The sequence below is a fragment of the Lederbergia panacisoli genome, assembly GCF_024626525.1.
Taxonomy (GTDB): Bacteria; Bacillota; Bacilli; order Bacillales; family Bacillaceae_C; genus Lederbergia; species Lederbergia panacisoli.
In genome coordinates this window covers 1-13,577 of sequence record NZ_JANJGU010000030.1, presented here as the reverse complement: position 1 = coordinate 13,577, position 13,577 = coordinate 1, and the positions used below count along the sequence as shown (strand labels likewise).

Here is a 13,577-nt window from a genome sequence, read left to right as displayed (position 1 = left end):
GAGAGCCCTTCAGGGCGTTACCCCTTCATTTGGCTCTTCGATATAACCCTTCAGTTCCGACAGGAACTGTCTGACCTTTACCTAAGTATTGTTACCAATCTCAACTTAAGCCAGAAACATTTCGCACAACTAACGCACCCAAACCTTCCTTAAATTGATTCTCAGATTGTCTCCATTCCACTGACAATCCAATTGAACCTATCGACACCTTGTGCTCTTTCAAAAATGCTTTTGCATTATCTAAACCTTTTTCTTCAGCAAAATCACGTAATTCTTGGCCAGATGTATCGACTGAACCAAAACCATTCTCGGAAGCTAGAATGATAAGTTCCTCTAAATTTTTTACTTGACCTAATCCTGCTGTACTTAAACCTTTAATCATCGCAAAATTCCTCCTCTATTAATCTAACATTATTATATCAAAAAGACCTGACATGGAAAAAATGTCAGGCCGCACATTTTTTAAGATATTACCTTATCATTTTCACCTAATGGATTGTAACCTGCTGCCTTGTAAATCATTTCTGTAAGTTTTACTACTTCTTTCGCAAACATACCCGGAACTAACACTTCATGTTTGCCAAGAATGGCATCAATAAAGCTCTTATCCTGATTAGTTGTTTGTTCTGGAAGTTGTGGAGTGATCGGTTCTTCTCCTAGGCGACGAATGGTAATCTTCCCATTATCATAAAAAATCCCACCATTATCCCCACAGAATACATATGTTTCATGCCAACATGGAGCAAATCCAACGATATTCAAACCAGCGACTACACCATTTTCAAATCGAATAGACGTAAATGAATCCAATTCAACTGGGGACTGATGCTTTTGCATCTGGGTTGAAACTTCTACGGGAGATAGACCTGTCGTCCAAAGAAGAACGTCGACGATATGACTTCCGGAATCCATCAACATTCCGCCACCTGAAAGGGCAGGGTTTTGCCTCCAGCTGCCGACGGTACCTTGTCCCCACTCTTGATAGAGTGAAGCCGTTACAGATGTTAGTTTACCAATTTCACCATTCGCGATTTGCTCGCGGATAAATAAAAATTCAGGTTGAAAATGTCGTTGATACGATACTTGAAGTAGTTTTCCGAGCTCTTCAGCTTTCTCTATCAGTTGTTCTGCTTCTTTTTGTGAACAAGCCATTGGTTTTTCAATCAATACGTGACATCCGCTGTTCATTGCGTCCATTGCTTGTTGGAAATGAAGGGTATGCGGCGAACAAATGACTACAGCATCAAGCTCTGAGTTCTCTAGCATCTCCTTGTGATCTGTAAATTCAATAACCCCATCTAATTGGTGCTCAGAAATAATTCTTTCCCTATTTTCCGCGCTTGGATCAGTAATGGCGACAATTTCCGCTTCATCCAATTCTTTAAGCTGTCTAGCATGCCAATGTGCAATACCACCTGTCCCAATCATTCCTACTCGAATTTTACCCATTTCATCGCATCCTTTTTAGTAGAATATCTTAACTAAAACAACCAATAAAAATAGTAAACGAATACTTTTTCGATTTTCCCTTCATTAAATCCTTTTTTTTAGTAAAAGAAAATCATCTTTCTATGTGAATTTCCTTATTTAGGATAGCTTGGACCTCTTCCCAAGTAGGAAGCCCCTCCCAATCCCCTTCACTTTGTATGACGAGAGCACCCACCATATTAGCTAAACGGACCGATTCGTGGTGGCTGAATCCTTTTAACAATCCAGAGACAAAACCTGCACAAAAGCCGTCTCCTGCTCCAATGGGATCTATCACTTTTTCAACAGGCATGTATGGAAAGGATGCTACTTCTCCATTTTCAACTAAAAGCGTTTCATCATTTCCACCCTTTACAACTGAAACAGCCTTTAATTCCTTTAACTTTGAAAATATTTCTTCTGTATTATTAATTCCGTATAGTAACTTAAGCTCATCTAAACCAGGTAAAAAATAGTCCGCTTCATCCGCTAAAGGTAATAAAACTTCCCTAGCTTCTTCTATTGTCCAAAGCTTTAATCTAAGGTTCGGGTCAAAGCATATTTTTACCCCGTGTTTTCTTGCCATACGGACTGCATCGTATACTGCATTTCGTGCCGATTCACTAATAGCACATGTAATACCGGTAATATGCAATATTTTTGCATTCTTTATATATTCTTCATCCAAATGCTCAGTGCTCAGTTTGCTAGCAGCTGATCCACTTCTATAATAATAAACTGAGGTTTTTCCCGCGACGGTTTCCCGCAGCATAAAACCAGTCGGGGCCTCATGAGTTAAACCAACTCTCGATACATCCACCCCTTCGCCTCTTACTCCTTTCAAAATATTTCTTCCGAAAGGATCTTTCCCTAAGCGGCTAAACCAACCCGCCTTATTCCCGAGCCTGGTAACTGCAATTGCAAAATTACTCTCCGCTCCTCCAAATGATTTGATAAATTCATTATTGTATTCTATTCCTTTCGTATTCACGGGAGTCATTAAAACCATAGATTCTCCAAATGTAACGACCTCAGGAAATTGTTTGTCCATATGTATCACCTCTGCCAAAAAATCGTTTATTGAATCTCTTCCCACCAAGCTTTTACGCGTCTTAAACTTTCTTTTACATCGTCGGTAGGATCATGGTGGTGTGGCTCATGTTCTATTGTTATCGTTCCTTCATAATCAATTTCTTTTAATACAGAAAGAACTCCTTTAATATCAACAATTCCATCACCTAGCGTACATGAATCATGGGCACCTGCAGCTCTAACGTCCTTGAGATGTATATGCACTAAATAGTCTTTCAATTCGCGAAGTGCTTTGACGTTATCATACCCATGTGTACCGAAAAAGCCTGTATCAACAGCCGCACCAATCCATGGAGAAAATGGTCCTACTTTATCAATCACTTCTTGCGGTGTTTTTTCAGGGTGATTTTCTAACCCAACCCGAATTCCATATTCTTTAGCCAACGGCATAACGACTGGACCGTTATCTGAATGGAATCCTTGGGCTAATACAGGTGTACCAATGGCTTTTGAAGTCTCAAAAACTTTCGTAGCTTCATCTACTGTAACTCCAGGTGACCCGAAGCCCGCTGTGTAGGAAGCAACAGTCATCTCATATTGTTTTAAAATATGTAATGCTTGCTCAATCATTTCAGGTGTAGCATGAAGCGGATCTAAATGAGCCACCCATAATTCAATTGCATCAAACCCCATCTCTTTCGTCATCGAAATGATTTCTTCAAACTTCGAAGAAAACTGTGGCCCATGAAACGCCTCAAATGTTGCTTGATGGCACTTGCCCCAATCATCGCTATTTTGATAATTCAATTCCTTTGCCACAAAATTCGCTGTCATAAAAGCCCATTTCATATTATTGCCCTCCAACTCCTATAAATCTTTAACAATAGCTTTTATATGTTCGATTGATTGCCTTGCATAGTCATCGTAAACACTAGATTTACTATGATGCTCTGAGACTAAATATGGATTTGACACGGATGGCAAAAATTCCATACTTACGTAACCAGAATAATTTATATTTCTTAAAAATGACATAATTGGTTTGAAATCAGTTTGTCCTAAACCAGCAGCTTCCCTTGTATTATCAGCAATATGGACGTGAACGAGAAGATTCGAAATATTTATCAAAGCCTTAATTGTATTCTTTTCTTCAATATTCATATGAAAAAAGTCAGCCATTATTTTTACATTTTCCGAGCCCACTTCTTCAATAAATTGCTTGGCAGTATGCAGATTCGTGACTAAGTAGGTTTCATAACGATTAATCGCTTCTAATGCTAGGGTAATATTTTGCTGAGCAGCGTAATCTCCCAATTCCCGAATGCTAGCTACCGCATAGTTCCATTCCTCTTCTGATTCTGCCTTTAATTTACCGACATATGTAGGAACAACAATGACGATACGTGCACCCAACGTTTTCGCCATGTCAATGCATTTTTTAACGTAATAGATTGCATTTTTTCTGATCGCAAAATCAGCAGAAGATAAATCTCTATCCTCATTATAAATACCGCAAATGGAACTGCACTCCATATCATATTTCTTTAAAAGTTCCTTTGTTTCTTGTAAATTGATTAAATCAGGTTCTCCTGCTAGCTCAACTCCGTCATATTCATATTTTTTTAATCTTTTAAGACTTTCCTCCAAGCTTTCATTACCAAAAATCCATTGAGTTAAACTGTATTTGAACATATAGTAAACTCCTGCCTTAACGATATAATTCTACCTATTCATCAAAAACTAAGACGGAATAATCTCCGCCATTTAATCTAAAGTTTTAATCTAATGAAATCTTATTCTTTAAATCCTCTCTCTCAATCACCGAATCATGTCGTATATAGTGGCATACATAGGAGCGACGCCATCTGTCGCTTGTCCGGTTTTTTCCAGAAGAGTGAATTAGCAGATTATGAAAGAATACGATGTCCCCTTTTTCCATGACAACCGGAATTTGTTTTGATAAATCTGCCCCTTCTGTCTCATCAGTCCATGATTCATGCTCACTCGTATCTTTTACCTTTCCATGTGGGAGGAGCCCATCTTTATGGCTGCCCGGAATCACCCATAAGCATCCATTTTCTTCATCCACCTCTTCCATGGCAATCCAGGCAGCGGTTAATGTATTTGGTTCGTTATGAATATAATAATAATCTTGGTGCGCCGCCTGCCCAGGTGAGCCGGGAGATTTGTAGAAATACATACTTTGTACACCGACTGCTTCATCGCCGAGTATTTGTGCTAATGCTCCTCGCACAATCGGAAGCTTCATTAGTTGCATTGAGAATCCATCGTGAAGATGTGGGTTAAATAGACGCAGAGAAAAACGATCCTTCTCAGATAAAATTTTCCCGATATGAGGATTTGCCCAGTCCTCTATTTTTTCCGCAGAACGAACAGTGTAAATATGTGAGTTGTAAGCATCAATCAGATCGCTGCTACAGCCACCCTTTACTACTAAATAACCATCTCTGTCATATTGAGAAACCTGATCTTCAGTTAGTGGCACTAAACGACTTTCTTTTACAGGCGTTTGCATGAAAAAACCTCTCCTTTTCTTTTACAAATTTGTAGATGAAATTGATTATGGCAATTTACTAACCTATATTTCTATCCTTTTTCCGATTTTTGCCCACTGTATCTTCCTTTCACTTGGCAACCTCCACTGCTTGTAACATTCGATAAATGTATCGCTTAATCCTTCCACCCATGTTATATCTTTATCTAAATTGATGAGACTTTTAGGAAATAGCGCAATATCAGGGACTGATTCGTGCATAGCTGCGATTGCTTGTACATGCGTTGTCGCCGCCTCTGGCCCACAAGGAATATCTTGATTACCGCAAAGTGTTGCTTCAATACAAGTGAATAATTTTTGCAGATGATCTCTTTCAGGGTCAGGATAAATTTTCTGTGTTCCATCTGTAAAACGTGCTACTATTTGATTGTCATTCTCACCTTCTGACTTATAAATGGTTGCATACTCAAATTCATATAAAAATTGCGGCCCAAATGAATCCTTTACAGCATGTGTAGCATAATAAAGAATTTCCACATTATCTTCCGTTGTCACCTTCACTGCACAAGTATCAAAGCTTTCAATAGTATTTGCACGATACAATTCGGCAGTTACATCTTTTAACCTAACACTCTCATCAAATTTCGACCCCAATAAATAGAACATATGATGGAGATAATGTGCGGTTGCATTGTTGGCGACACTGTCCAAAATGGGAGCGCCATCTTCACTGTACAATCGTCCAGCCCAATTATTCCGGTTATAATATTTAGCGTCGCGCGGCCAATTTACAATCGTTTTAAGTCGTTTAGGTTTTCCAAAAACCCCCTTTAATATATCTGACTTCATATTTTGAACAGATGGACTAAAAGACCAATTAAACCCTATCGCAACGAATTTCCCTGTTTGATTTCGTGTCTCTATTATCTTTTTAGCCTCTTCTACAGATGCACACATTGGTTTTTCACAAAGCACATTGCTCCCATGAACAAGTGCGTAACAAACTTGTGTGGCATGTAGATGGATTGGCGTTGAAAAAATAGCAAGATCAGCTTTATTATTCACATAAAATTCTTCTATTGTAGAATAGACAGGAATGTTCAGGTCTTTAATTCTTCCATAATTCGCATTTCTTCCAGGATAAGGATCTACAATTCCAGCAATGCTCGCATTTAATTCATCTCGGTCATTAAGAAGCTTCTCTACATACACATTTCCGTAACCACCGATGCCAACCAATACAATCTTCACATCATTTTTTATCATTGCTTTCCCACCTCATCATAATATCTAAGCAAACATTTATGATTAATATTTCTTGAACTTGAATAAAGGAAACATTCTCCATTAGGCAACTTTAATGCTAATGGGACATGTTCTGGACCATCAACATTAATACTAAATTCATTACCCGATAATTCCCAAGCTACATCTACAAGGCCATGTGGTGTAGCTACCGAGCCTGTTGCCCATGAAAGATTTCCAAGCTCTGGCTCAATCAAAATTCTTTTATATCCAGGTAAATCGGGCTTTACTCCTAATATTTCGGATGTGAATTCATATAAGGGTGCAGCACCCCATGCATGACAATCACTTCTTTCGCCAACAGGGTCCTCCACCCATGTTGTCAAATTTAACTTAATCATTTCACGCCAAGTATCCCATAGATCGAAGGATCGATGATATAATCCTGTTTTAGATAATGCCCGAAAAAGGAAGAATGCCATAGCATAAGAAACTTTGGAAAGTGTATGATCATTGAGTACTCTCTCCATTACTTTTACTGCTTTTTCATCCTCCATGTCACCGAGCAGAACACTCCAAATCTGGACATGTTGACTGTATTCCTCAACATTTGGTCCATCTTGGAAAAGCCCTACTTTTTCAGACCAACATAATGAATGAATAGCATCTTTTAGCTTTTTAGCCCTTTCTCGATATTCTCTTGCAACATCAGGTCGTCCTGTCCATTCATTTAATTCTGCCCCTTTTTGCAAAGCAACCGCATACATTAAATTATAGATAGTCAATGGCCCTTTTGAGACAGCCCCTGGAATTCCATTGTGCCACTCTGCTACCCAATCAACAAAATTCCAATATGAACTAGTAAGATTATCGACAAGTCCATGAGATCCTATTTTTCTCTCAAACCAATCCAAGACGGCATCTATCGTAGGCCTGTATCTTTTCACTAATTCATCATCGCCAAAATACATATAGTGATCGTGCACCATAAGTATCCAGTAAATAGAAAAGCCGGGAATGACTTGTGGTAAAACGGATGGATATCTACTTTGCAGCATGCCAGAAGGCAATAGTGAACTATGATAATCGAATATCGCTTTTCTAGCTAAACGATCATCACCGCTAATAGAATATGTAAATAAAATTTGCAGCCTTGTATCCATTGCATATTGTAATTGTTCATAATACGGACAATCCTCATATGTTTCATGCATACAACGTTTTAACGTTCGTACACTCACATCCCATAGAGGTGTCATTGTAGCATCAGAACTTTTAAAATTGGCCTTAACATCTAATGGATATCCTGTCTCCCGATAGGTAAAAGAATGAATCGTAATTGGTTCATCACCAACTTCAACTTTCAATCTTACAAATCGGAAAGTCCTCCACCAAAATGGCTCATAAACTTCAAGTCCCTCTTGTGTACCACATACAACATATATATCGGAATCACCCAACAATTTGCTTCCTTCTGATACTTCATCCCTTACCCCTTTTATTCGTCTGCCGGTTTTTGGATCTTCCTTTTCATAACACTCAGAAGTTAAAATACTGATTTTTGTACCGTTTCCTTCTGAAACTTTAATATTCAAGTATCCAGTTGTTAGTTCACCCGCATCTAGTTCTATTATAAATTGGGTTCCTTGTGCAATGGTTAGAGGATCAGATTTTTTAGTAAAAATGTCATTCGAATAAACAGCTTCTTCTTGAGCGCGCATGACTTTAGTAAAAAACTTTTCCTCTTCATATAATAAAGGAATCGTTCGGCTAGTTAATTGCCAAGGTGTCAGCAGTCCATGATCTAGTTGAGGTGCAAGAAATGGTACAGCATGATTCCAATGATCGTCATTGTATTCAACCAATTCCCATCCATGGGGAAGTTTAGCTCCATCTACTCTCTCTACTCCACCTAGCCAAATGGATGATATCCATGATTCAGCTTCGTAATGGATAGCGTTATCTACAAAACATTTCCATTTTTCATCCGTATGGAGCATTTCGACTATCTTACCACTTGAAGTTTGTACACTTCCCTACAAAAGGAAACCGCCTTTTGGTGAATGCCAAATCGATTCCGGACTTGGCTCCGAACTATTAAAGGAATAATGTACGACTTTAGCGGCCAATACATTTTTCCCTCGTTTCAAATATGGTGAAAGATTAACAGTTTCATAATAATGGGTGTGATTATCACCTTTTAAGGGACCAACACAAATGGACTGGCCATTAAGAAAAAGACGATATCTACTGTCAGCACTAACATGAACGATTAATTGACAGTTCTCATCTTCTAGTTGAAACGTTCTTCTGAAATAAACATTTTCATGAAAATCAATCGATGCATTCTTTGACCAAATCCACTTTGATAACCATTGCTTATTTTCTTCCATTTTACACTCTCCCTATTTCATTAAGTAAGAATGATAAAGCATCTTTTTTTGTATATAAATTCATCGCATTTTGCATTTCTTTTCTATTATTAAAAACCTGTTCTAAGTTGGTAATTAATGCCTTTGTCGTAAGCGCTTCTTCTTCTAAGGTTATTGAATATCCTTTTTCCTCGAACACTTTTGCATTTAAAATTTGATCTCCTCTACTTTGGTTTATAGTCAACGGAATGATGATCATTGGTATTTTTAGTGCCAGAAATTCAAAAATAGAGTTTGAACCTCCGCGCGTAATCACGATATCCGTTACAGCCAAAATGTCGGCAAGCTCATCGTGTATGTATTCAAACTGCTTATACCCTAGTATGTCAGACATATTCGGATCAATATTATTCTTTCCACAAATATGGACAAGCTGATATTTCTTTGTCAATTGTTCGATAGCACCGCGGACAGTTTCATTAATTTTTTTCGCACCAAGGCTGCCACCCATAATAGTCAAAATTGGAAGTTTACTATTAAAATTGAGATATTCCATTCCTTTCTCGGCGGATCCTTGTAAAACTTCCCTCCTAATCGGCGATCCAATAAATGTTGTTTTATTTTCAGGAAAATATTTCATCGTTTCTTCAAAAGAAGTGAAAATCTTAGTTGCAAATCTTTGCGAAATTTTATTCGCAAGTCCAGGTGTTAAATCACTTTCATGAATAAATATAGGAATCTTTAATAGTCTTGCAGCTACTATAACGGGGACGGAAACAAATCCTCCTTTTGAGAATACAATATTTGGTTTTATTTTTTGCAAGACTTTTCTTGCATCCAGACACCCTTTAAGTACTCTGAAAACATCAATGACATTTTCGAAGTTTATATACCTTCTCAACTTCCCACTGCTAATGGTGTAATAAGGTATATTGACTTTTTCAACTAACTCTTTTTCAATCCCTTTTTTTGACCCTATGTAAAAAATATTCCAATCCTCTTTATTTAGCTCGCGAATAATAGCAATATTGGGGGTCACATGCCCTGCTGATCCTCCGCCGGTAAACACAATTTTCTTTTTCCCCATAAATCCTCCTGAAAATTACGACGATTTTATCATTATTATATGGTAAATTCATCTTGAGTTGCTATTAATTTTGAATTTAAAAAGGAATTTAAAAGAAATAGTAGAATTATGGTATAAGCGGATTTTTTGATTCTTCATTAAGGAGTGGTTTTTTATGTCATATTTATCTTTAAGTACTTGGAGCTTGCATCGAAATCTCGGTCCTTTGAATTGGACAATCTGGGACGTGGAGCAAAAAAAACATACTATACAAGTAGAGTATCAACCAGAAACGATGACTCTCCTTGAGTTGCCAGCAATCCTCTCTTCTAAAGGTTTTAAAGCAATTGAAATATGCCATTTCAATTTTCCCTCTACTGATTCAGATTACTTGGAAAAACTAAAGTTAGCATGTGAGGAAGCGAATATAACGTTTAATACACTTTTATTGGATTATGGAGATATTACAGCTGATGATGAAGTTCGTAGACATGCTGATATTAGTTTAATAAAAAATTGGATTGATATCGCGAGTGAATGTGGAGCAAAACAAATTCGGATTATCGCAGGTGATGCTTCCCCCGAAAATGAAGCAGCACTGGCACTTTCATCTGAAGCTTTGAACGATCTTATAAAATACGCAAATAATCTAGGAGTGCGAATAATAACTGAAAACTTCCATTCGCTCACTTCAACTGCTGACAACTGTATTCAATTAGTTAAAAATTGTAATGAAGAATTGGGGCTTATCGCAGACTTTGGCAACTTTAAAGGTGAGAATAAATATGAGGAGATTGAAAAGATAATTTCTTATAGCCAATCTGTTCATGCAAAGCCAGATATGGATTCAGATGGTATCCCCGATGAAGAGGAATTCCGAAAATGTTTAGATCAGTTAGTAGCAAATAACTACAATGGACCTATTAATTTAATATATGACGGTCCTGGAGATATGTGGGAAGGAATTGAGCGGGTTAGAAAGATAGTAGATTCCTATCTATAAAGCAATGGCCTCATCCGAGTGGATGAGGCCATTATTTGATTAGTTACCAGACATTTTTGCTTTGTTATCTTGCCATTTTTGAGTTTTGAACTCAAGTAATTTAGCATACCCTACAGTTTGAGCATCTTTTTCAGCTTGGTCGAGGATATTTAGAACATCTTCTTCGCTTTTCGCGTGAAGTGCTTTCGCTCTTGCTTCGTCATAAATTTCATTCACACGTTGCTCAGCCATACCTTCTTCCGTTTCAGGAAGTGGAGATAGATTTTGGAATTCAGTTGAGTTCAATTGAGTTTTCCAAGTAATGCTCATTTGATATTTAGTTGCCCAGTTTTGTTGATCTTCTGGCAATGTCATTTCATATGCTGTTTTTGATTTATCAAGAAAAACAGTGTTACCAACCCATTGAAGACTATTCGTAACGTTCATCAATTTATCACGATTTTCAACATCAGTAGTGTATTTTTCTGTAAATACTGGTGCTTCATCTACACCTTCAACAGCATGAGTTCCATCCCAATATAGGCCTTCTGGTCCCCAGAATATAGTGCTTTGTCCTTGTGGACCAACCATCCAGTCAAGGAAAGCAAAGATTGCTTCAGGATTTTTAGCTGCCTTCGTAATAACATTTACGTTCCAGCCTAGTTGGCTCCATGTTCCAGGAGTAATTTTTTCTTTGTCCAAACCTTCTTTATGGATTGGCCAGATCATTTTTAGACCTGCGTCTGGATCTTCAGCCTTTAATTGTGTATCTGCCAAGTTTGCAGATTCAGTAGGAGAGCTTTCTGCAAATACTGCAAATCTACCAGAAACAATTTTTTCTTTCGATTGTTCTAGTGTTTGAGTCAATGTATCTTGTGAAATCAATCTTTCACTATAAAGCTTATTCATATAAACCATTGCTTCTCTAAATACTGGATCTGTAAAGATCGATGATAGTTTATCACCATCTGGTACAAAGTGCTGACCCATGAAAAGGTTTGGATGCTCTTCTCCAAATGCAGAGTATAGAATTTCAAGTCCGCCACCTTGTCCAGCTTCAAATGGTACTACATCTGGATATTTTTCTTTAACTTGTTTCAAATAAGCATAAAGATCTTCAGTTGTTTCAAGTTTTGGTGAACCTAATTCTTTATAAATCTTTTCATTTACTACGTAACCAGAGTTACCATTTGGCTGCATTGTATACCAGTTAGGAATACTATAAATATGTCCATCTTCAGCACGTAGCATGTTAAGAGTAGACTCTCCAACCCATTCCTTGATATTTGGATATTTTTCAATATATTCATCAAGTGGAACTAACATATCGTTGTTACGAAGTCTATCTAAGTCCGCATTACGATCTAACCACATTACATCTGGAAGGTCGTTACCAACGATCATTGTGTTGAATTTTTGTGCAGCATTACCACCAGAACTAATTGGCTTGACATTAACTTTCATGTTGTCTTTAATCCATTTTGATGCTTCGTCTTCGCCCCAGTTTGGCATAGTATACCAATCGTAGTGACCGTACATTGTATATTCTAGCTCATCCTCACCGAGAACAAAGCCATCGCTTTTACTGCCTGAATCTTTTGCTCCGCCTTTATCGCCGGCACTGTCTTTACCGCAGCCCGACAATACACCGAAAGCCATAAGTAGAGCAACTAGAGATAAAGATAAAAACTTCATCTTGTTTCTCATTTCTTTTTCCCCCTTATTATTTATATATATATTTAAAGCTTGCGCCTTAAACCAAGTTGATTACCCTTTCAAAGAACCAACCAATACCCCTTTAACGAAATACTTTTGAACGAATGGGTATACACAGATGATTGGTATCGTTGCGACCATCATTGTCGCCATTGATAGGGATTTTGTTGAGACTGATTTTAACTTTTGCATATGCGCCGCAGCTGTTGAATCCGCTTGCGCCATTTGCTCCGTCATAATGTTGGAGCTAAGGATTTGCTGTAGCATCGTTTGGATCGGAAGTAGTTTTTGATCTGAGATATAGATACTCGGAGAAAACCAGTCATTCCAGTGATACACAGCTGTAAATAACGATAATGTTGCGATAACCGGACCGGATAGCGGAAGGATGATTCGGAAGAATGTTCCCCAATATCCACAGCCATCCACTTTTGCGGATTCTTCCAGTCCTGCAGGCAAGCCTTGGAAGAAGGTCCGGAAGATGATCATGTTCCATACGCTGACTAAGCCTGGAATAATCATCACCCAAAATGTATTGAACAGTCCCAATCCTCTAATCAATAAGAAGGTAGGGATCAAACCGCCACTGAAAAACATCGTGACTACACAGAAAATCATATAGTAGTCGCGACCAATTAATTCTTTCCTCGACATCCCATACGCAAAGATCGCAGTAAACATGACGGCTGTTGCCGTTCCAATCACAGTACGAAGAATGGAGATGAAAAATCCATTCAAAATACGTGAATCTTGGAAAACGATCTCATAGTTGTCCAAGGAGAAAACCCTCGGCCAAAAGGTGATTCCACCTTTCATCGTATCGATTCCGCTGTTAAACGAGATGACCAATGCGTTCCAGAACGGATAAAAGGTGACAAAAGCTAAGATTGTAAGCACGATGTAAATGGTGATCGACATGACGCGATCGCCTGTTGTCATTTTTAACATGTGGAATCCTCCTCTTCCCCTTTTTTTACCACAAGCTGCTTCCTGCTCTTCTTGACAAGAAGTTTGCCAATGTGAGCAAGCCTACACTAATAATGGCTTTAAACAAGCCGACAGCGGTTGCATAAGAAAATAGTGAGTGCTGAATACCTCGACGGTATACGTACGTATCCAAGACATCCGCTACATCCCTTACAACAGGGTTAGAGCCTAAAAGGAGAATATCCTCAAAACCAG

General features: G+C 38.1%; 13 protein-coding genes and 1 pseudogene. 1 reads left to right on the top strand and 13 read right to left on the bottom strand.

All coding sequences use genetic code 11. The features are described from left to right. Positions 1 to 100 precede the first annotated feature (100 nt). The 10 genes from NQ185_RS19970 to murG form a co-directional block, all read right to left on the bottom strand. The gene (locus NQ185_RS19970; RefSeq protein ID WP_257583854.1) at positions 101 to 382 is read right to left on the bottom strand and encodes a hypothetical protein; all 282 of its coding nucleotides are present in this window, start codon (positions 380 to 382) and stop codon (positions 101 to 103) included. 80 nt (positions 383 to 462) lie between these two features. Next, positions 463 to 1,449 (bottom strand): Gfo/Idh/MocA family protein, encoded by a 987-nt coding sequence (locus NQ185_RS19965; RefSeq protein ID WP_257583853.1) that lies wholly within the window; start codon positions 1,447 to 1,449, stop codon positions 463 to 465. 112 nt (positions 1,450 to 1,561) lie between these two features. Beyond that, a complete protein-coding gene (locus NQ185_RS19960; RefSeq protein ID WP_257583852.1) occupies positions 1,562 to 2,518 on the bottom strand; it encodes a sugar kinase in 957 nt (318 codons plus the stop codon). Positions 2,519 to 2,544: 26 nt separating this feature from the next. After that, the gene (locus NQ185_RS19955) at positions 2,545 to 3,348 is read right to left on the bottom strand and encodes a sugar phosphate isomerase/epimerase family protein (protein ID WP_257583850.1); all 804 of its coding nucleotides are present in this window, start codon (positions 3,346 to 3,348) and stop codon (positions 2,545 to 2,547) included. Between the two features lie 18 nt (positions 3,349 to 3,366). Beyond that, on the bottom strand, positions 3,367 to 4,191 hold the full coding sequence (locus tag NQ185_RS19950) for a sugar phosphate isomerase/epimerase family protein (protein ID WP_257583848.1): 825 nt from the start codon (positions 4,189 to 4,191) through the stop codon (positions 3,367 to 3,369). 85 nt (positions 4,192 to 4,276) lie between these two features. Further along, the gene (locus tag NQ185_RS19945; RefSeq protein WP_257583847.1) at positions 4,277 to 5,035 is read right to left on the bottom strand and encodes a phytanoyl-CoA dioxygenase family protein; all 759 of its coding nucleotides are present in this window, start codon (positions 5,033 to 5,035) and stop codon (positions 4,277 to 4,279) included. Positions 5,036 to 5,098: 63 nt separating this feature from the next. Further along, complete coding sequence (locus NQ185_RS19940; protein WP_257583846.1) at positions 5,099 to 6,280, bottom strand: Gfo/Idh/MocA family protein; 1,182 nt, start codon at positions 6,278 to 6,280, stop codon at positions 5,099 to 5,101. Next, positions 6,277 to 8,259, bottom strand: a complete 1,983-nt coding sequence (locus tag NQ185_RS19935) for an alpha-L-rhamnosidase-related protein (protein WP_257583845.1) — start codon at positions 8,257 to 8,259, stop codon at positions 6,277 to 6,279. Before NQ185_RS19935 ends, NQ185_RS19940 begins: the two co-directional genes overlap by 4 nt. A 36-nt stretch (positions 8,260 to 8,295) precedes the next feature. Continuing rightward, the gene (locus tag NQ185_RS19930) at positions 8,296 to 8,652 is read right to left on the bottom strand and encodes a hypothetical protein (RefSeq protein ID WP_257583844.1); all 357 of its coding nucleotides are present in this window, start codon (positions 8,650 to 8,652) and stop codon (positions 8,296 to 8,298) included. Position 8,653: 1 nt separating this feature from the next. Continuing rightward, the gene (gene murG, locus NQ185_RS19925; RefSeq protein ID WP_257583843.1) at positions 8,654 to 9,718 is read right to left on the bottom strand and encodes an undecaprenyldiphospho-muramoylpentapeptide beta-N-acetylglucosaminyltransferase; all 1,065 of its coding nucleotides are present in this window, start codon (positions 9,716 to 9,718) and stop codon (positions 8,654 to 8,656) included. Between the two features lie 154 nt (positions 9,719 to 9,872). On the opposite strand from murG, the gene NQ185_RS19920 reads away from it, so the two are divergent. Next, positions 9,873 to 10,700 (top strand): sugar phosphate isomerase/epimerase family protein, encoded by an 828-nt coding sequence (locus NQ185_RS19920; RefSeq protein WP_257583842.1) that lies wholly within the window; start codon positions 9,873 to 9,875, stop codon positions 10,698 to 10,700. 39 nt (positions 10,701 to 10,739) lie between these two features. On the opposite strand, the gene NQ185_RS19915 is transcribed toward NQ185_RS19920, so the two are convergent. From NQ185_RS19915 to NQ185_RS19905, 3 genes and pseudogenes are all read right to left on the bottom strand, one after another. Further along, positions 10,740 to 12,386, bottom strand: coding sequence for an extracellular solute-binding protein (locus tag NQ185_RS19915; RefSeq protein ID WP_257583841.1), 1,647 nt, complete (start codon positions 12,384 to 12,386; stop codon positions 10,740 to 10,742). A 60-nt stretch (positions 12,387 to 12,446) separates the two neighbouring features. Further along, positions 12,447 to 13,343 carry a carbohydrate ABC transporter permease gene (locus NQ185_RS19910; RefSeq protein ID WP_257583840.1) on the bottom strand — a complete coding sequence of 299 codons (897 nt, stop codon included), beginning with the start codon at positions 13,341 to 13,343 and terminating at the stop codon, positions 12,447 to 12,449. Between the two features lie 25 nt (positions 13,344 to 13,368). Further along, a pseudogene (locus tag NQ185_RS19905) lies at positions 13,369 to 13,577 on the bottom strand (sugar ABC transporter permease); the annotation flags it as partial.